Raw genomic sequence first — 17843 nt, 5'->3', positions numbered from 1 at the left:
CTTTGTACGGAACACCAAGGTTATTCGATGACGCCGGGCGTCACAAATCCCCGTCGCCGTCGCCATCCCCGCCCGGCAGATCGCCGATGATATGGCTGTCCTGCGGCTGGCTGGGCGGCTCCGGCGGTTCCGGTGCCTTGTCCTTTTCGGCGGGTTTCGGTGCCTGCAGCGCCTCGGGGTTGCGCAGCCAGATATCGCGCTGCGCATAGGGGATCTCGATGCCTTCCTCGACGAAGCGGGCGGCGATCTGGTGGCGCATCTCGGAGCAGACGCCGAGGCCGCCGCCAATGTCGGACAGGATCGCGCGGATCTCGAAATCCAGACTGTCGGCACCGAAGCCCTGAAACAGCACCAGCGGCGCGGGGTCGATCAGCACGGTCGGCTGATCCTCGACAATCTCGCGCAGGATGCGTTCGACCTTGCGGGTGTCGGTGCCGTAGGCGACGCCGACCGGGACGATGATCCGGCCGCGCGCATTGCCGCGCGTCCAGTTGGTCACCGGCTGGCTGATAAGGTCGCTGTTGGGGATGATGACATCGGTCTGGTCGAAGGTCTTGAGCCGGGTCGAGCGGACGGAGACATCCTGCACGATGCCCTGCTGACCCCCGGCCTCCACCCAGTCGCCGACGCTGATCGGGCGTTCGATCAGCAGGATAATGCCGGAGACGAAGTTCTGCACGATGGTCTGAAGACCGAAACCGATCCCGACCGACAGCGCACCGGCGACGATGGCGAGGTTGGAGAGGTCGAACCCGGCGGAGGTGATGGCCAGCAGCGCCGCCAGAAACACCCCGATATAGCCGATGCCGGAAATCGCCGCCGTCTGCGCGCCCTGATCCAGCTTTGTGCGCGGCAGGATCTGGGTGCGCATGGCGGATTTGACCCAGCCGGTCAGCAGATAGCCGATGCCAAAGACGACGAAGAAGGTCAGTACCGCACCCGGCGACAGGTTGATCCCGCCCAGCGTGACACCCTGCATGATCTGGGTCCACATCTCCCCCAGCTCATCCAGCGTCGCGCCCCAGATCAGCGCGAACAGCGGTAGCGACAGCAGCGTCAGCGTGGTGGTCAGAACGATCGGCGCCAGCGAGGCGCGGACCTTGTCGCGATCGCCGCGGAACATCGACAACAGATCGAGGAGGAAATCCTGCAACAGGATCAGCACGCCGATCAGCCACAGGCTTTTGACCGAGGGCCAGAACAGCGCGTTCGACGCGTTCACATAGCCGAACATCATCGCCGCGAGCGAGACCACCACGACGATTCGCAGCGCCCGCCCGGCAAAGGACAGTATCCACGCCCTGAGCGGCGGCGAGTCGGTGCCGTCGAAATGCACCATACGGCGCAGAATATTGGCGATCTGGAACAGAAAGAACGACGCCGCGAGCATAATGATGAAATGCGCGACCCCTGCCCCGGCCGGGCTGACCTCATAGGGGATCATCGGCGGCGCATTGTCCCGGCGCACGAAGCCCGAAAGCGGCAGCACGGCGTTTGACACGACGCTGTGGAACCCGGTGACGAGTGCAAGACCCGTGGCATAAAGCCGGGCCATATTGCGCTGTTTCGGCGGCAGATGCAGCGTATCATAGGCGACGTGATGTTCGGCGAACATCATGCGCACCAGCCAGCGGCCGCTGAAGAACACCAACCCAAGCAGCGGCAGGCCGAGCAGCAGCGGGCGGGTCCATTCGCCGAACAGCCCGGTTGCGTCGAGCGCCCATGCGAGCAGGAAAATCCCGATCATCGGGACGAGGATCTGGGTCAGCGAGGCCACGAAGGCGACGACCGCGCGGGCATCGCCCCGGGTCCGCTTGCCCAGATGCGCGGGCAGTTGGTCGACCACGCGCCGCCCGTAAAGCAGCGCGGCGGCGGCCAGCAGATAAAACAGCAATTGCGGCAGATCGTCGATCCCGCCCCGTTCGGCCCACATGCTGCTGAATTCATCGACAACGCCTGTGCCGATGGCGGCGGCGTCCTCCCCGGCGGCCAGCCAGCTGGGTGGCAGAAGCGGCGAGGGGGTCGCAGCCATGATCTCCTCGGCATGGCGCAGCCTGTCGATCTGATCGACCTGCGTGACGAGCGAATCCGCGCGGCTATACGCCTCCGTCGCCTTGATGCCGGGGGCCTGCAATTCGGCAAGCTGTTCGTTCAGGGAGGTACGTCGGGCGGCGATGTCCTCCGCCTCGCTTTCGCCCTCCCCCGGCACCGGGCCGAGGGCGGTGATCTGCTCGCGCACCGTGGCGATGCGCCGTGCGTTCAGGTCTTGCGCCTGTTCGAATTCGTCACGCCAGCGGATCGCATTTTCGCGGATCGATTCCAGCGTCTGATCGGCCGTGGTCCGGTCATCGAGCGCGGCTTCGGCCTGGGTGGCGAAGCGCTCCCAGCTTTCGTAATCAGGCGCTTGCTGCTCCTGCGCCGCACCCGGCGAGGCCAGCTGAACCACAAGCAGGAATGCCGCCAGAAGAACGGCGTGTAAGCACCTGATACGCAAGATTATTCCTCGAAGACTTCAGGAAGGTTTCTCGGCTCCGCCTCCAGCCATTCCGGGATCGGCAGGCCCTTTTCACGCAGGAATTCCGGGTTGTAGAGCTTGGTCTGATAGCGATTGCCGGAATCGCACAGAATGGTGACGATGCGGTTGCCCGGCCCCATATCCTTCGCCAGCCGGATCGCGCCGGCGATGTTGATGCCGGATGAACCGCCCAGGACCAGCCCCTCCTCCTCCGCCAGGCGGAACAGCACCTCAAGCGCCTCTGCATCCGGGACGCGGTAGCTGTAATCGGGGGTGAACCCCTCCAGATTGGCGGTGATGCGGCCCTGCCCGATCCCCTCGGTGATGGAACTGCCGGGGCTGTCGAATTCGCCGGTGGTGTAGAAGGAATGCAGCGCCGCGCCCTCCGGGTCAGCGAGCCCGATCTTGACGCCTTTGGGTTGCAGCGCATTCGCGATCCCGGCCAGCGTCCCGCCAGAGCCGACAGCGCAGATGAAGCCGTTGACCTTGCCGTCGGTCTGTTCCCAGATCTCCGGCCCGGTGGTTTCCTCATGCGCGCGGCGGTTGGCGACATTGTCGAACTGGTTGGCCCAGACGGCCCCGTTCGGCTCGGTCGCCGCCAGCGCCGCCGCCAGACGTTCGGAGTAGCGGACATAGTTATTCGGATTGCGGTAAGGTGCCGCGGGCACCTGCACCAGTTCCGCCCCGGCGAGCCGGATCATGTCCTTCTTCTCCTGGCTCTGGGTTTCCGGGATCACGATGACCGAGCGGAACCCCATCGAGGCCCCGACCAGCGCCAGCCCGATGCCGGTATTGCCCGCCGTGCCTTCGACAATCGTGCCGCCGGGTTTCAGCACCCCGCGTTCGACCGCATCCTTGATGATGAACAATGCCGCGCGGTCCTTGACCGACTGGCCGGGATTCATGAACTCCGCCTTGCCGAATATCTCGCACCCCGTCTCCTCCGACGCGCCACGCAGGCGGATAAGGGGGGTGTTGCCGATGGCGTCAGCAAGATCCTGGCAGATTTCCATGTCGCGGCCTTTCCTGTCACATATCATTCGATCAATAGCAGCGCAGCGTTTGGCGGCAAGACTTGACGGGGTAATTTCCAGTGCGGCCCGCCCAAGATCACGCCAGATCGGCGCGGATCCGGTCGGCATTCTGTTCCAGCCAGAGCGCCATGAGCAGCAGCGGCCCGCATTGCAGCGCACCGTCCAGCGCCAGCCGGGTCAGTTCGGCGCGCGGCAGGATATGGGTTGTGATGTCCTCGCCTTCTGCATCCAGCCCGAAACCGCCGCCGGGACGATAGCTGTCCAGCGATACCGTGGCGACGAAGGGGTAGAAATATTCGCAATTCGCCCCCGGCGTCGGATAATGCGGCGGCAATTCGTAAAGTCTGCCGGGGGTCAGCCCGGCTTCCTCAACCGCCTCGCGCCGCGCGGCATCCTGCGGCGTCTCACCGACATCGATGCGGCCCGCGACGGGTTCCAGCATCCAGCATTGCCGGTCGCCGCGCACCAGCGGGCCGACGCGGAACTGGCTGATCAGCAGCACCCGGTCCGTCGCCGGGTCATAAGGCAAAAGCAGCGCAGCATCCGCCGAGACGAAGGATTCGCGCTGCAACACCCCGGACCAGCCGCCATTATCGAGCCGGTGGCGCAAAGCGATTTCCTCAACCGAGAAATAGCGGCCATAGGCTTCGTGGCGGGATGTGATCTCGACCCGCGCCGGATCGGGCGGGGGAAGATGGGCGCCCGGCGTCGGTCCGGCGGCGGCCCGCAGACGGCTGGCGGCGATCTCCGCAATGCGCGGCAGGCGCTGGCGGATCGCCACGGCAGCGCGGCTTTCCGGCTGCGAGAGGATGTGCCGCGCCACCTCCGCCATAAGCGGCAGGTGGTCAGCACCCCAGTCATCGCCGCCGCCAGAGCCCAGCCCGAGGATCATGCGGCCATGCACCGGAACCGGCGCGACACCCATGATCTCGCAATATCTGCGCAGCCGCGGGCCCTCCGGCACCCGAACCACTGCGACCTCTCCCGGCCCCGTCCGAAACGCTGGCCAATCGCCGCCCAACCCGGCCCCGAAACCGCCAGACATGTTGCCGACAAGTGCCTGTGCCGGTTGCCCGCGCAGTCCGAGCGCGTCCAGCATCTCCGGCGTGGCGAGTGGTCCGGCAAGCTCCGCGTCGGCCATTAAAGCGCCTCCCCGCTGAGCCGCCGCGCCGCCGCACGCCCGGTTTCGGTGGCAAGCTGCTCCACCACCTCGGCCTCGGCCCGCGACATCAGCGAACGCAGCGCCCGCGCGGCATCGTCATCCTGGCGGAACGACGACTGCCCCGGATTCTGCGCCGCACGCGCGCCGAAGGCGGCGTAAAGCGTCAGTTCGATCCGCGCCTGTTCCTCTGCCTGCAACTCGTCCAGCTGCAGGATCAGATCGGCGGCAATATCGGCCATCCGGGTCGGAAACGCGAACCCCTCCGCCTCGGCAAAGCCGCGCGCGAAGGCAATGTCGCGGTTCATCCGCTGCGACACGGCCTGCGTCACCAGCCCCTCGGCAGCGATGGTTTTTCCGATCCCCTCAAGTGTCGCCGGATCAGCCTGCATCCGCGCCGCAGCCTTGTCCCCGGCCCCCATCCGGCCCAGCAAAACCCGCGCCGTCAGCCAGTTTTTGCGCCCATTCGGCCGCGCCGCGACACCCGATGCGCCGATGGCCGGCCCGATCCGGTCGGCATCGAAACCCGGCGCCGAGACAAGGCCCCCGATCGCCCCCAGCAGAAGCCCCGACACCCGGACCGGATCATGAAGCCGCGCCACCTCCTCCCGCCAGTCGGGGCCGCTGCCATGATCGAAATAAAGCGCCGCCATGCGGTCGGCAAATTCCCCCGATTCAGCCGCAATCGCCGCCGCCGTGAGATCGGCATTGCCAGCGGCATAAACCTGCTCGGCAAGTTCAGCCGTATCGGGCGACACGATGGCGGCGTCCGGCGGCAGAGGCTGCGCATTGGTGTGAGGCCCCGTCGCCACAAGCAGCGCCGCGGCGGTCAAGACAGTTCTGGCAGCGAGGCCGAGGCGGCGCATATGGATTCCTTTTGACCCGACACGCGCTTTTCACCGCAAACCCCCTTGCGCTTCAACCCCCCGCAAGCTACATGCGCCGGACCACCCCGATTAAGTGCGGAGAAGTGCCGGAGTGGTCGAACGGGGCGGTCTCGAAAACCGTTGAGCCTTCACGGGTTCCGTGGGTTCGAATCCCACCTTCTCCGCCATACTCAACTTTCCTGATATTTCCAGAAATCTCCAACATGCTGAAATAACGCATTATTTATGGAATTCTTGGAAAGACGTTCTTCCTGCCATCGCCTCAGTATGCCTTCCAATGTATCATTTTAGGTGGATATATGGGTGGATACGATGTCACGACAGGCGAAGCCTCTGACGGCACGACAGGTCAGAACCAATCCGCCGGGACGATATACCGATGGCAATGGATTATATCTGATCGTCGATGATTCCGGCGCAAGACGCTGGGTCGCGCGGGTGCAGGTCCGAGGCATGGTGACGGCAAGCGGGACACCGAAGCGGATGGAAATCGGTCTCGGCAATACGCAAATGCTGTTCTTGGACGAAGCCCGTGCCGAAGCGCTGAAGCTGAAGAAGCTTGCGCGGGCTGGGGTGAACCCGCTTCAGGAAGAAATCCGCGACATCTAGGTTGGAGCAACTGATGCGAGACTGGGGGCACAGAACCAATCGACATGGCACAATGCGGAACACTTGCAGCAATAGATCATCAGGTCTGGTCAGAGGAACTTCGGTTGCGGCGGGGCAAGGTGGCAGATAGCCTTCCGGGATGTGTCGGCTCTCCCCCTTCAGCTATTTCAAGACAAGGCCCGAGATCATCCGCCTAGCGGTGATGATGTATGTCTGTTTTCCCCTGCCGCTCACGCCCGATCCGTCTGCGCCAGCAACACGCCGGGGTTCATCAGCCCCTTAGGGTCGAACGCGTCCTTGATGCCCCTCATCAGATCGAGCCGAACCGGGTCGATCAGGCGGGTCATTTCCTCGGTCAGTTTGCGACCGATGCCGTGTTCCGCCGAGAAGCTGCCGCCATGCGCAATGGCGACGTCATGTATGGCGGTTTCGACGTCAAGCTCCCGGGCCTCCTTGTCGGGATAGGCGGCCCAGATTTCATGCGGGAACATCAGGATGTAATGCACGTTACCATCTGCCAGATGGGCGACGATGGCGCGCTCGGCCTGGGGGAAGCGTTCGGCGGCGACGCGGTCGGCATCGGCGATGAAGCCTGCAATCTCGGATGGCCGGACAGAGGTGTCCAGCACCACGCCCACGCCGGTCAGCTTGTTCGCCTCGGTCACCGAATGGCGGAAATGCCAGATCTCGCGTGCCTGAGCCTCGTTCTGGGCGATGACCGCATCGGCGATCAGCCCCTCCTCCATCGCACCGGCAAGCAGTTCCTCCAGCGGCGGCAACAGGATATCGTCGCTGCGCGGCGAGGCCAGTTCGATCATCAGCGACCAGTCTGGCAGGGCCGAAAGCGGCATCCTGATGTCAGGAAAATGCCGCGAGACATAGGAGGCTTCGTTCCTGTCGATCAGTTCAATCGCCTCGGCCAGCGTCCCGAAGGAAGCACGGATGCGCGTTGCGACCTCCAGCGCCGGCTCGACATGCTCGAAACCCAGCCACGCATGGGCGCGGCTCTGCATCCGGGGGGCCAGCCGCAAGACCGCAGCGGTCACCACGCCCAGCGTTCCTTCGGCCCCGGCAACCAGCTGGCTCATCGAATAGCCGGTGTTGTTCTTGCGCAGCCCGCCCAGATCGGACAACACGCGCCCATCGGCCAGCACCAGTTCGACCCCGGCGATCAGGTCGCGCATCGCGCCGTAGCGCAGCACGCCGGTGCCCCCGGCATTGGTCGAAATCAGCCCGCCGATCTGCGCCGTCCCCTCCGAGCCGAGATAAAGGGGGAATTGCAGCCCCAGCTTCTCCGCCTCGACATGCACCTCGGCAAGCGTCATCCCGGCATCAACCGTCAGCAGGCCGGAGTGAATATCGGCCTGCCTCACACCCCGCATCCGCTTCAGCCCGATTACCACCCCGCCACGCGGCACCGCGCCATAGCAGAGCCCGGTATTGCCCCCCTGAGGGAAAACCGGCAGGCCCCGCGACGTGACAGAGGCGACCGCCGCAGCCGCCTCTGCCGTGCTGGCGGGAAGCAGGACCGCCAGCGCATCGCCGCTGCGGCGACCACGGAAATCGCCGAGATACGGGGCCATGTCGTCCGGATCTGTCAGCAGACCTTTCGGTCCCAGAATGGCCGAGAGTTCGGACAGCAATGCGGGATCGGCCGTCATGCTCAGGCGGCCTTGTCCTGAATGAAGCTGGTATCCAGCGCCTTCAGCATCGCGATCGTTTCCGGGGCGGGTTCGGTCAGCGGCAGACGAACGCCGCCGACATCGCGGCCCTGCAACTTCATCAGATATTTCAGCGGCCCGGGATTGGTCTCCCGATAGATCGCGGCCAGCAATGGATCGATCCGGTATTGCATCGCCATCGCCGTCCCCAGATCGCCGCTGCGGGCAAGTTCGAAGATGCGCAGCCAGTATTCCGGGTAGAGCGACGCAGAGGCCAGAACCCCGCCCTTTGCACCAAGCGCGACATGGGTCGCGAAAAGCGGTTCCTCCCCGCTCAGAACGGTCAGAAGATCACCCGCGTCACGCATCGCGGCCATGAATTGCGGCATGTCGTAATTGGAGTATTTCATGCCGATGATCGTGCCGTCTTCCGCTAGATTGACATAGCTGTCGGGCGACAGCGCGGCATTGGTGCGGCGCGGGATTTCATAGGCCAGCAATGGCAGATCGACTGCCTCGCGATAGCGGCGGAAATAGGCGCGCATGCCGTCTTGCGGGCCGACGGCGTAATAGGGCGTGACCAGCATCAGGCCTGCCGCACCTGCATCCTTGAAATCGCGCCCGGCTTCGAGGGCATCTTCATAGCCGGTCGCCAGCACACCCGGCAGAACCGGCGCATTGCCCGCCGCCTCGACACATGCAGCGACAATCCCGGCACGCTCGCGACGCGACAGGGCCGGATATTCGCCGGTGCCGCCGATCGGAACGATGCCGGTCGCGCCTGCTTCGATCTGGCGCCGGACCAAGGCTTTCACGCCTGCATAATCGACGGCATTGTCAGCATCGAACGGCGTCACAATCGCCGTGAAAAGCCCGGTCAGGTCATCTTTGGTCAGTGTCATCGATCTTTATCCTTGCTCTATCGGCTTACAGGAAGCCCAGAAGACGTGGCAGCGTGAGTGAAATCGCCGGGAGATAAGTTACCAGCAACAAAACGGTAAGGTTGGCGAACAGGAAGGGCAGCGAGGCGCGGACGATCCGGCCAAGCGAGACCCCTGAAATGGATGATCCAAGATACAGCGCCAGCCCATATGGCGGGGTCATCAACCCGATCATCACGTTCATCACCATGATGACGCCGAAATGCACCGGATCGACGCCCATCTGCGCCAGAATTGGCGTGAACAGCGGCGCGAACAGCAGAAGCTGCACCGAGTCGCCGATCCAGAGCCCGTTGATCAGGAAGAAGATATTCAGCGCCAGAAGCAGCATCCACGGCTTCAGATCATAGGTCGCAACCAGCTCGCCAAGCTGATTGGGCAGGCGCTCATTGGCCAGCACCCACGAGATGATCGTCGCGAAGCCAACGATCAGATAGACCGAGGCCGAAGTGCGCGCCGAACGGTCCAAGATCGCCCAAAGCGCCTTCAGGCTGAGATTGCGATAGGCCAGAAAGCCAACCATCAGCGCATAAGCAACGGCTATAGCTGCCGCCTCTGTCGCAGTGAAGACGCCGGAAATGATGCCACCGATGATAATCAGCGGCATGAAAATCGCGAAGAAGGCGTTGAAGAAGATGCGCAGCGCCAGTTCAAAGGTCAGGTTCTTGATCGGGTTGGCCTTATAGCCATAGCGGCGCGCCATCACGAAGATCAGCGCCATCTGCCCCAGCCCGAGCATGAGGCCCGGCACCGCCCCCGCCAGAAACAGCGCCGCAACCGAGGTGTTGGTCAGCGCCGAGAACATGATCAGCGGAATTGACGGCGGAATGATCGGGCCCTGAATGGCCGAGCTGACGGTCAGGGCGGTCGCGAAATCCTTGTCGTAGCCGTCCTGCTCCATCATCTCGATCTCAACCGGACCAAGTGCCGAAATATCGGCAAGGGCCGAGCCGGAGACGCCCGCGAACATCATCGAACCGACCACGTTCACATAGGCCAGACCGCCGCGCATCCGCCCGACCATCAGCCGGGACAGATTGACCAGCCGTTCGGTCATGCCGATGGCGCTCATGATCTCGCCGGCGATGATGAACAGCGGGATCGAAAGCCAGATGAACACATCCATGCCGGTGAAAAACTTATGTGCATAGATGTCGAGCATCTCGCTCATGCCCGGTTTGACGAAGAAATAGGCCAGACCGGCAAAGCCGATGGCAAAGATCACCGGGCTGCCCATGAGCATGAGCAGAAGCAACAATCCGACGATTATCAGAAGCGGCTGATCCATGACTCAGATCTCCGAATTCAGGATGGATGGACCCGTATCGACCGGCCCGCGCAGCAGGTCGCGCAGCGCCAGCACGAGCATGTGGAACAGCATCAGCGCCGCCCCGACCGGGATCGACAGATAGATCCAGAAAAACGAGATCCCCAGCGTGGCGGCCTGTCTGCGCTGGCCGAACATGGCGTTCTCAAACCCCTTCCAGACCAGAACCGCCAGCAGACCCGCCAGCAGCAGCCGGAATATCGCATTGCGATAACCCAGAAGACGTTTCGGCCAGAAATGATCGAAGAAATCGACCCGCACCAGCTGGTCGTCCTTGACCAGAAGGCTGCCGGCCAGCATGACCACCCAGATCATCAGATAGCGCGAGGCTTCTTCCGGCCAGGGCAGCGAAAAGCCAAAACCGTAGCGCAACACCACCTGCACGAAAAGCATCACACAGATCGCCATCAGCAGCACGCGTGCAATGGCAGACGTCACAACTGCCAGTGCAGAGGCGACACGTTCAAGGAAGCCCAGCATCCGAAACCCCGCATTTTACATGGAAATGGGCGGCGACAACGCCGCCCGGTACAGAATTCGGATCAGTTGCCGTCGCCGGTCGCGGCGGCAACTGCGGCGGTCAGCTCATCAATGATCTCCTGACCCGTCGTCTCGGCCAGCAGTTCCGCCACCGGCTGACGTGCAGCATCCACGAATTGCTGGAACTCCTCCGCTGTCGGCTGATAGATCTCGACACCGGCGTCACGGATCACGGCAAGGTCCTGCGATTCCTTGGCGGCGATCACACCCATCATCGCGAAGGCAGCCTCATCGGCGGCGTTCTGGAAGGCGGTCTTGTCCTCATCGGGCAGCGCCTGCCAATAGTCTTCGTTGATGGTGATCAGCGGCATGTTGATCAGGTGGTGATCCAGCGTGTAGTATTTCTGGACCTCCTGAAGATTGGCCATCAGCATGGTATAGGGGGCGTTTTCCTGACCATCGACAACCCCGGTCTGAAGGGCGCTGTAAAGTTCGGCCCAGGCAATCGGCGTGGGCGACGCGCCAAGCGCTTCAACCATTGCGATATGGATCGGCACCTGTTGCGTGCGGATCTTCATCCCCACCATGTCAGCAGGCGATTTGATCATCTTCGTCGAGGACGAGAAGTTGCGGAACGCCGAGGGCAGATAGGACAGGATGCGCACGCCGGATGCTTCGGCGATCTTGTCCGACAGATTGTCACCGAACTCGCCGTTCAGCACTTCGCGCGCGACGGCGGTCGACGGGAAGCTGTAAGGCAGCTCCAGAACCGAGGCGATCGGCGCGTAAGCGGCAACGTGACCGGCGTTCAGCCCGCCGACGATTTGCAGCGAACCGCGAACATTCTGTTCGGCCAGCGATTCCAGGTCGCCCATCTGCCCGTTCGGGAAGACTTCGACCTCATATTTCCCATCCGTCGCAGCGGACAGCGAACTGGAGAACACCTCGGTGTAAGTCCAGTAGGTATTGTTCAGCAGATCGCCTTCGCCGTCGACATGCGCGAAGCGCACAACCTCGGCCCCGGCGCTCATAGCACCGACCATCAGAGCACAGGCAGCCACTGCGCCCAGGCGCATCCCTTGGAAATAACTCATGATTCTCCCCCGTCAGTTCTCATTTGCAAAAATTCTGCGGAAACCCGCACGCCGCCAAAGCGTGAGAAATTTTTGCTCATGCGTCAAGATTTTTCTTAAACGAAAATTATCTTCTCATTTCGAACATTGCCTCGTAAGCTGTATCGGACCCGAAAGGATGTCATGCGTAAGCAGTTGAAACTCCGGGTCCAACGAATCTATGCAGCGTTTTCGCGATGCGGCTAAGGAAGGGTAAATAATGCTGGTCAGCGGTCGAACGCTCTTGAGTCAGACGGGTGTACTCGGTGCGATTGAGGAAACCAGTACGGGTGACGAGCGGATCGGAAAGCGAATCATCGGGCTGCGCAAAGAGCGGAATCTCACCTTGCAGGAAAGCGCGCGCCTCTGCGGCGTGTCCGCATCGACCCTGTCGAAGATCGAGCGTGACGACCTGTCGCCAACGGTGACGACGCTGGTCAAGATCGCAGACGGTTTCGGTGTCGAACCCGGCGAATTGCTGACCCCCAGCCGTGTCACCCCCGCCCCGGGCCGCCGCGCCGTCAGCCGTGCGGGCAACGGCAAGCCGCATACCTCGCTGTCATGCGAAAACATGTTGCTGTGCAGCGAATTGAAAAACAAACGGATGGTCCCAGTCCGCACCCGCGTCACCGCCCGCAGCACCGAGGATTACCCGGTATGGCCACAATCGGACACCGAGATATTCGTCTGGGTGGTGTCCGGCCGGATGCTGCTACATTCGCGCATTTACGAACCGCTCGAACTCGGGCCGGGGGACTCCGTCTACTACGATGCCAATATCGAGCATTGCTGGACCTCGGTCGGGGATGAGGACGCCGATGTCATCTGGGTCGTCAGCGGCGGCTGACTTGGCACGGTATCTGTCATTCGACGATGCCAGACGCATCGCCCGCCGCAAGCTGCCGCGCGGGCTGTTTGACTATATCGACCGGGGTGTCGGTGAAGAGGCCACGCTCAGGGCGTTACGCGACAGGCTGGATGCGGCCCGGATCGTGCCCCGGATCCTCAACGGCCAGCAAACCTCCGCCACGACATGCCATCTCTTCGGGCGCGACTATGCCGCGCCGTTCATCGTCGCGCCAACCGCGATGGCGGGGCTGGTCCACAGGGATGGAGAGTTCGGACTGGCCCGGGCTGCGGGCGCTGCGGGAATTCCCTTTTCCCTGTCGACCCAATCGATCAGCGCGGTTGACGAGGTCGCCCGCGCCGCGCCCGATACCGATATCTGGATGCAGCTATATCTCTGGCAGGATATGAGTTTCTCCGAGGGGCTGCTGAAACGCGCATCCGATGCCGGATCGCATGTGCTGGTGATGACCGTCGACACCCCCGCCGGATCGCGCAAGGAATGGAACATCCGCAGCGGTTTCGACATGCCGTTCCGCATCTGCGCCCGCAGCGTCGCCGACCTGGCGTTGCGGCCGAACTGGCTGCTTTCGGTAGTCGCGCCGCTGATGCTTCGGGGCGGCCTGCCAGAGATGCGCAATTTCCCCGAGGGACTGCGCCCGCGCCTCATCGGCCGGCCCGTCGACCCCGGCCTGCGCCTTATTGCCGATCTGAACTGGCAGCATGTCGACTGGGTGCGCGAACGCTGGCCCGGCAAGCTGGTCCTGAAAGGAATTCTGTCGGTGCAGGACGCCGAAAAAGCGGTTTCCGCCGGGGCGGACGGCATTGTTGTGTCATCTCATGGCGCCCGCAATTTCGATGCCTCGCCCGCCCCGATCGACGCCCTGCCAGAGATCGCGGCACAGATCGGAAACCGCCTGACCGTCCTGGCCGATAGCGGCATCAAGCGCGGGCTGGACGCATTTCGCTACACCACCCGCGGCGCCAGCGCCGTCATGCTGGGCCGCCTACCCCTCTGGGCGCTCGCCGCCGGCGGCGAAGCAATGGTCCGCTCCGCCTTCGACGCCCTGCAGCATGAATACGCCGAGGCACGCAGCTATACCGCGCTATCCTAGCCCCATGCGCGCACAAGGCTGCGGAACAATCTATCAGTTCACCGCCACCCAGATTTCTGCTCCTTTTGACGAATTTTCTTTACCTTAGCGGCTTAATCTCAACTATATAAAATAATTTGAAATCGATTAGTTAAATCTCACGCAACAAAATATCACGATAGGCACGCACGATCCGTTCCAGCGAATAATCCCGCCCTATCCGGTCATACGCCGCTTTTCCCGCGTTGCGGTATTGCTCCGGCGACCAGTTGGCGACGTTTAGGATGCCCCGGGCGAGTGCTTCGGCGTCGCCGGGGGGGACGACGATGCCTGTTGTCCCGACGATCTTGCCCGCGTCGCCCACATCTGTCGTGACGACGACCTTGCCGTGGCTCATCGCCTCTCCGACCACGTTCGGGAAGCCTTCGGTGCGCGACGACAGGACGAGAGCGTCGATATTGCGGTAGAAGCTGCTCATATCACGTTGTTCGCCCATCAATTCTATTCGTGAGTAATCTAGCCCGGCAACCTCCATGAGACGGAGTATTTCCGGGTTTTCAGATGTCACGCTTTTTCCTGCGGCGACGAAACGCAAAGCCGGATTGGCGCGGGCGGCGATCGCGGCGGCCTGAAAGAAGTTTCCGAAATCCTTCTGCTTGTGGAACCGCGCGGCAAGCCCGAATATCTCCGCCTTTGCCCGTTTGCTATCGCTGAAAGCCGGCAAAACAAAACCATTGGGGATGACGACGGCGCGGCGATCATCGAAGCCATAGTCCCTGTGCTGGAAGCGCGCGCGTTCCGAATTATAGATGATCCCGGAATTTCGCGAGGAAAGACGCTTCGTAGCAGAAACCGCCATGCGCGTGCTTCGGGTCAGCGCGTTCGGGTCGTCAAGCGCCTGACGCACCGTCCAGAACAGTGGCGCTTTGTGGCGCGACAGCGCAGAGGCAGCCGATCCGATGACCATCCCGTGATACATCCAGCATAAGATTGCCGACGGGCGATGCTGCCGGATAATCCGCGACAATTCCCAGACCGCCCCCGGGAGTTTTCGCATCGAATGAGCGTTCAGGCATTCATATGTCACCTGCGGGTTCGACGCCAAGGTGATATTGCGTTCCGACACGCCCATCAGAGAGGCGACAATCGCAGGTTCCCGGTATTCATGCAGCAGGCGGGCGAGCATGGTTTCTGCACCGCCATTCGCTTCGAAATTCGTTATGACGTGAAGGATCATGCAGCCCTGCTTTCCCCCGGCGGTCCATCGCTACTCTGTCTGAATATTCAGCATAAGCAGCATTTGCTTTCAAACGGAGTTATATTTTGGGACGGCACGCCCCCAAGACGGCCCTGCCAGCGAAACCGGGTGATCTGGCCAGCGATATTATTGCTGTTCAAGCATCCATGACCTCTTCCAACTGCCGCATAATCGCTTCGCTGCGGGTCAGACGCAGCTGGCCCTGTTTCATATTCGGGACATAGGCCGCCCCGTCACTGAGTTTTGCGATGCCGCCAGCCTCCTGCACGGCAAGCACGCCAGCCGCATGATCCCAGACATTCAAACCCGCATTCATGATGAAATCGACAGAACCGAGCAACATCTGGCGATATTCATGGCAGGAACTGCCTAGCGTCGTGACCCGGCCGAGATCGGGCATGATCGGGGCGAAGCGGCGGCGGTCCGGCTCCTCATAAAGGAAAAGCGGCAGATAGCCTTTCAGCCGTCCGGCCTGAGCGTCCTGCGACAGATGCAGCGGGCGCGGCGCGGCATCGGGGCGGCCATAGAAGCTGCCCCCGTCCTTGCGCGCCATGACCCAGTCATCCAGCACCGTATCATAGAGCAGACCGAAGATGGTCTCACCACGGCTGACCACGGCGAGGATCGTGCCGAAGGTCGCCAGCCCGTGGGCGAAATTGTAGGTTCCATCCACTGGATCGATCACCACGCAAAGATCAGCGGCCAGCGCGGCGTCGATGGCGGCTGCGTCGAGTTGCGCCTCCTCGCCCACAAACACCGCGTCGGGAAGAAGCTTGCCGACCTCATCCATGATGAAGCGTTCCGCCGCAATGTCCGCCTCTGTCACCAGATCGTCGGGCGAGGATTTGGCGCGGATGTCATCATCCGAAAGCCGCCGGAAGCGGGGCATGATTTCACGGCGACCAGCCTCCCGAACGCTTTCGATCAGCCCGGAGATTTGTTCCTCAGTCAGCATGCCGGTTTTCCTCCTGCTCAATACGCTGCAGCGTATTGAAGTGCATCATGTTTTCGAAATTGCAGAACTCCACCGGACCAAGCTGGATATCGCCCAGATCATCGCGCAATTCGTCGAAAATCGAGCCGATGGCCGTCATGTGTTGTGAAGCGAGGTCTTCCGACATGAAGCGGGTCAGATAGAACATCGAGATGTGAAAGCCGTAATGGTCGTGATCCGACCGTTCCATCCCGGTCACATCGCGTAGAATGTCGCGGGAGGTCCACAGGGCGTCGTGGCTTTGTCGGTCGCAGGGTTCCATATGCAGCGTGAAGCCATGATTGGGTCCGGTCGGGCGGACCCGGTAGGGGCCGGGCAAACGCAAACCGCGCAGCCGCGTGCGAAAAATCTCCGTGATTTCGGTCAGGGAACTGCCGGGCGCGATGTCTTTCGGCCAGCCATCCTCCCCCAGCGGCTCCCCCGAGACGCCGCAGAATATCGTCATGTGAAGGCTCGACGCCGGCAGGGCGATACAATGGCGGGCCGAGGGAAGCGCCAACACCCGGCGCTGAAACTCGGTAATCGCCCGATGCGCACGGCTTGCAGGATCGATATGGCAGATAAAGGTGTTTCCGGGGAACGGGAGTATGGCACCGTCGGGCGTGAATTTGCCGCCCTGACCCGGGGCAGAGATGGATTGCGGCAACGGACCCGCCGCGTCTTTGCCGGTCAGGAGAGAAACCCACATATCGCGATCGCCGACAACACGCGCCGGGTCATAGTCGCGAAAGCGGGGATTTGGGATGTTCATGCTAATGTTATTCCTGTGAAGTCACGCGCCACAGGAAATGCTGCGGCGCGTGGTTGGTTGTGTGTTAGCGCTCAAGTATGACGTTATCAATAAACGCGGCGGTCAGGTCGTCGGCAAAGGGCTTTGCCTGCCACACGCGCAGACGATCACGCTGATCGTTGGACACGAGTGCGTTGCTGTCGTCGGCGGCAGCATTCATCGGCGCAGTGCCGAAATCGCGGTTCAGCGCCGATTGCGTATCGGCAGAGGTCAGCCAGTCGATGAACACGGCAGCAGCCGCCGGATGTTCGGCATTCAACGGGATCGCGACACCGTTGCCGCCGCCATTCATACCCATTTCCGGGATGTAGAACGCGATGTCATCGCGCACTTCACCACGTTTTTGCAGACCGGCGAGGTGATCTTCCCAGGCCGGGGCCATCCACAGCTCACCATCGGAAATCCGGGTGATGCTGTCAGCATTGCCGGTGGTGATGACATATTCCTCGGCACGTTCATTGAAGAAATCAAAGGCAGGCTGGACGGAGGCCAGACGCGCCTCGTCACTGGTGCCGTCGGTCGGGTCGACATCGGCAATCACGCGGGTGATGTTCTGCCAGAAGGACGGGCCCGCGCCGCCGTTTTCGTAGTTGAAGCCGAACTTGCCGGGATTGGCGTCCCAGAAGGCCGCGAAATCTTCAGGGTTCTGCGGCAGGGCGGCTTCGTCGACCTGAGCCGGGTCATAGGCGATGCCGGTCTGGTTGCCCCAATAGGCAAGGATCTGTTCGCCGCCATCGACACCGGCCAGTTCAGAAACACGGCCATCGTCTTCGGGCAGGATATTCAGCGAATAGAACATCTCCGCCGGATCGATCTGCGCGAAATCGTTCATGCCCCAGGCGAAGACGTCGATATCGCCGGTCTCGCGCTCACGCTCCGCCAGCAGCTTGTCGGCGTTGCCCTGTGCTGTGCCTTCAGGGATGGTGATCTTGATGCCGTATTCTTCCTCGAAAGGCTGAACGAAGCGGCGCAGGTCGTCGGTCAGATACCAGACGAACCAATTCAGCTCGCCCTCTTCCTTGGCCTGGGCGACGATCTCGTCCCAGCTTTTGCCTTCGAGATCGTTGCCAAGGGTTGCAGTGGTGCCAAGCGCAAGCGCCGCGGCTGTGGTCAGGATAATCTTTAACATTGGAAAC

General features: G+C 62.2%; 16 protein-coding genes, 1 tRNA gene and 1 pseudogene. 5 read left to right on the top strand and 13 right to left on the bottom strand.

Annotation, left to right across the window (positions count from 1 at the left end):
• Positions 1-40 precede the first annotated feature (40 nt).
• From PAF12_RS02955 to PAF12_RS02940, 4 genes are all read right to left on the bottom strand, one after another.
• Positions 41-2494, bottom strand: a complete 2454-nt coding sequence (locus tag PAF12_RS02955) for a mechanosensitive ion channel domain-containing protein (RefSeq protein WP_271108525.1) — start codon at positions 2492-2494, stop codon at positions 41-43.
• A 2-nt stretch (positions 2495-2496) separates the two neighbouring features.
• A complete protein-coding gene (locus PAF12_RS02950) occupies positions 2497-3528 on the bottom strand; it encodes a cysteine synthase A (protein WP_271108524.1) in 1032 nt (343 codons plus the stop codon).
• 97 nt (positions 3529-3625) lie between these two features.
• Entirely contained in the window at positions 3626-4690 is a 1065-nt protein-coding gene (locus tag PAF12_RS02945; RefSeq protein ID WP_271108523.1) for an NUDIX domain-containing protein, read from the bottom strand.
• Positions 4690-5574 carry a hypothetical protein gene (locus PAF12_RS02940; protein WP_271108522.1) on the bottom strand — a complete coding sequence of 295 codons (885 nt, stop codon included), beginning with the start codon at positions 5572-5574 and terminating at the stop codon, positions 4690-4692. Before PAF12_RS02940 ends, PAF12_RS02945 begins: the two co-directional genes overlap by 1 nt.
• A gap of 98 nt (positions 5575-5672) precedes the next feature.
• On the opposite strand from PAF12_RS02940, the gene PAF12_RS02935 reads away from it, so the two are divergent.
• The 3 genes and pseudogenes from PAF12_RS02935 to PAF12_RS02925 all read left to right on the top strand — a co-directional run.
• Positions 5673-5762, top strand: a tRNA-Ser gene (locus PAF12_RS02935).
• A 145-nt stretch (positions 5763-5907) separates the two neighbouring features.
• On the top strand, positions 5908-6204 hold the full coding sequence (locus PAF12_RS02930; RefSeq protein ID WP_271108521.1) for an Arm DNA-binding domain-containing protein: 297 nt from the start codon (positions 5908-5910) through the stop codon (positions 6202-6204).
• Positions 6205-6343: 139 nt separating this feature from the next.
• Positions 6344-6436: pseudogene (locus PAF12_RS02925) on the top strand (IS6 family transposase); the annotation flags it as partial.
• Here PAF12_RS02925 and PAF12_RS02920 read toward each other — a convergent pair.
• The 5 genes from PAF12_RS02920 to PAF12_RS02900 form a co-directional block, all read right to left on the bottom strand.
• Positions 6435-7787 (bottom strand): FAD-binding oxidoreductase, encoded by a 1353-nt coding sequence (locus PAF12_RS02920; RefSeq protein ID WP_271109635.1) that lies wholly within the window; start codon positions 7785-7787, stop codon positions 6435-6437. The pseudogene PAF12_RS02925 and the gene PAF12_RS02920 overlap by 2 nt on opposite strands.
• 80 nt (positions 7788-7867) lie before the next feature.
• Complete coding sequence (locus PAF12_RS02915; RefSeq protein ID WP_271108520.1) at positions 7868-8767, bottom strand: dihydrodipicolinate synthase family protein; 900 nt, start codon at positions 8765-8767, stop codon at positions 7868-7870.
• Positions 8768-8792: 25 nt separating this feature from the next.
• Positions 8793-10094, bottom strand: a complete 1302-nt coding sequence (locus PAF12_RS02910) for a TRAP transporter large permease (RefSeq protein ID WP_271108519.1) — start codon at positions 10092-10094, stop codon at positions 8793-8795.
• 3 nt (positions 10095-10097) lie between these two features.
• On the bottom strand, positions 10098-10613 hold the full coding sequence (locus tag PAF12_RS02905) for a TRAP transporter small permease (protein WP_271108518.1): 516 nt from the start codon (positions 10611-10613) through the stop codon (positions 10098-10100).
• A 62-nt stretch (positions 10614-10675) separates the two neighbouring features.
• Positions 10676-11707: a TRAP transporter substrate-binding protein gene (locus tag PAF12_RS02900; protein ID WP_271108517.1), complete on the bottom strand. Its 1032-nt coding sequence runs from the start codon at positions 11705-11707 to the stop codon at positions 10676-10678.
• A gap of 238 nt (positions 11708-11945) precedes the next feature.
• Between PAF12_RS02900 and PAF12_RS02895 the strand changes: the two genes are divergently transcribed.
• Both PAF12_RS02895 and PAF12_RS02890 read left to right on the top strand, forming a co-directional pair.
• Positions 11946-12572 (top strand): helix-turn-helix domain-containing protein, encoded by a 627-nt coding sequence (locus PAF12_RS02895; RefSeq protein ID WP_271108516.1) that lies wholly within the window; start codon positions 11946-11948, stop codon positions 12570-12572.
• Entirely contained in the window at positions 12544-13686 is a 1143-nt protein-coding gene (locus PAF12_RS02890; RefSeq protein ID WP_271108515.1) for an alpha-hydroxy acid oxidase, read from the top strand. Before PAF12_RS02895 ends, PAF12_RS02890 begins: the two co-directional genes overlap by 29 nt.
• A 130-nt stretch (positions 13687-13816) precedes the next feature.
• Here the strand turns inward: PAF12_RS02890 and PAF12_RS02885 are convergent, their stop codons facing one another.
• From PAF12_RS02885 to PAF12_RS02870, 4 genes are all read right to left on the bottom strand, one after another.
• A complete protein-coding gene (locus PAF12_RS02885) occupies positions 13817-14902 on the bottom strand; it encodes a glycosyltransferase (RefSeq protein ID WP_271108514.1) in 1086 nt (361 codons plus the stop codon).
• Positions 14903-15059: 157 nt separating this feature from the next.
• On the bottom strand, positions 15060-15878 hold the full coding sequence (locus PAF12_RS02880) for an inositol monophosphatase (protein WP_271108513.1): 819 nt from the start codon (positions 15876-15878) through the stop codon (positions 15060-15062).
• A complete protein-coding gene (locus PAF12_RS02875; RefSeq protein WP_271108512.1) occupies positions 15868-16668 on the bottom strand; it encodes a DUF1868 domain-containing protein in 801 nt (266 codons plus the stop codon). Before PAF12_RS02875 ends, PAF12_RS02880 begins: the two co-directional genes overlap by 11 nt.
• Before the next feature lie 64 nt (positions 16669-16732).
• On the bottom strand, positions 16733-17836 hold the full coding sequence (locus PAF12_RS02870; RefSeq protein WP_271108511.1) for an extracellular solute-binding protein: 1104 nt from the start codon (positions 17834-17836) through the stop codon (positions 16733-16735).
• Positions 17837-17843 lie beyond the last annotated feature (7 nt).

The sequence above is a fragment of the Paracoccus sp. SCSIO 75233 genome (assembly GCF_027912675.1).
Classification (GTDB): domain Bacteria; phylum Pseudomonadota; class Alphaproteobacteria; order Rhodobacterales; family Rhodobacteraceae; genus Paracoccus.
Note: the sequence above shows the minus strand (reverse complement) of the source record. Positions and strands in the feature narration are given on the sequence as shown.

Bases quoted from the DNA above. Each gene is read 5' to 3' on its own strand.
- PAF12_RS02870 (WP_271108511.1), bottom strand. From the start codon at position 17,836: ATGTTAAAGATTATCCTGACCACAGCCGCGGCGCTTGCGCTTGGCACC.
- PAF12_RS02905 (WP_271108518.1), bottom strand. From the start codon at position 10,613: ATGCTGGGCTTCCTTGAACGTGTCGCCTCTGCACTGGCAGTTGTGACG.
- PAF12_RS02910 (WP_271108519.1), bottom strand. From the start codon at position 10,094: ATGGATCAGCCGCTTCTGATAATCGTCGGATTGTTGCTTCTGCTCATG.
- PAF12_RS02915 (WP_271108520.1), bottom strand. From the start codon at position 8,767: ATGACACTGACCAAAGATGACCTGACCGGGCTTTTCACGGCGATTGTG.
- PAF12_RS02930 (WP_271108521.1), top strand. From the start codon at position 5,908: ATGTCACGACAGGCGAAGCCTCTGACGGCACGACAGGTCAGAACCAAT.
- PAF12_RS02895 (WP_271108516.1), top strand. From the start codon at position 11,946: ATGCTGGTCAGCGGTCGAACGCTCTTGAGTCAGACGGGTGTACTCGGT.
- PAF12_RS02880 (WP_271108513.1), bottom strand. From the start codon at position 15,878: ATGCTGACTGAGGAACAAATCTCCGGGCTGATCGAAAGCGTTCGGGAG.
- PAF12_RS02900 (WP_271108517.1), bottom strand. From the start codon at position 11,707: ATGAGTTATTTCCAAGGGATGCGCCTGGGCGCAGTGGCTGCCTGTGCT.
- PAF12_RS02945 (WP_271108523.1), bottom strand. From the start codon at position 4,690: ATGGCCGACGCGGAGCTTGCCGGACCACTCGCCACGCCGGAGATGCTG.
- PAF12_RS02875 (WP_271108512.1), bottom strand. From the start codon at position 16,668: ATGAACATCCCAAATCCCCGCTTTCGCGACTATGACCCGGCGCGTGTT.
- PAF12_RS02940 (WP_271108522.1), bottom strand. From the start codon at position 5,574: ATGCGCCGCCTCGGCCTCGCTGCCAGAACTGTCTTGACCGCCGCGGCG.
- PAF12_RS02920 (WP_271109635.1), bottom strand. From the start codon at position 7,787: ATGGCCCCGTATCTCGGCGATTTCCGTGGTCGCCGCAGCGGCGATGCG.
- PAF12_RS02885 (WP_271108514.1), bottom strand. From the start codon at position 14,902: ATGATCCTTCACGTCATAACGAATTTCGAAGCGAATGGCGGTGCAGAA.
- PAF12_RS02950 (WP_271108524.1), bottom strand. From the start codon at position 3,528: ATGGAAATCTGCCAGGATCTTGCTGACGCCATCGGCAACACCCCCCTT.
- PAF12_RS02890 (WP_271108515.1), top strand. From the start codon at position 12,544: ATGTCATCTGGGTCGTCAGCGGCGGCTGACTTGGCACGGTATCTGTCA.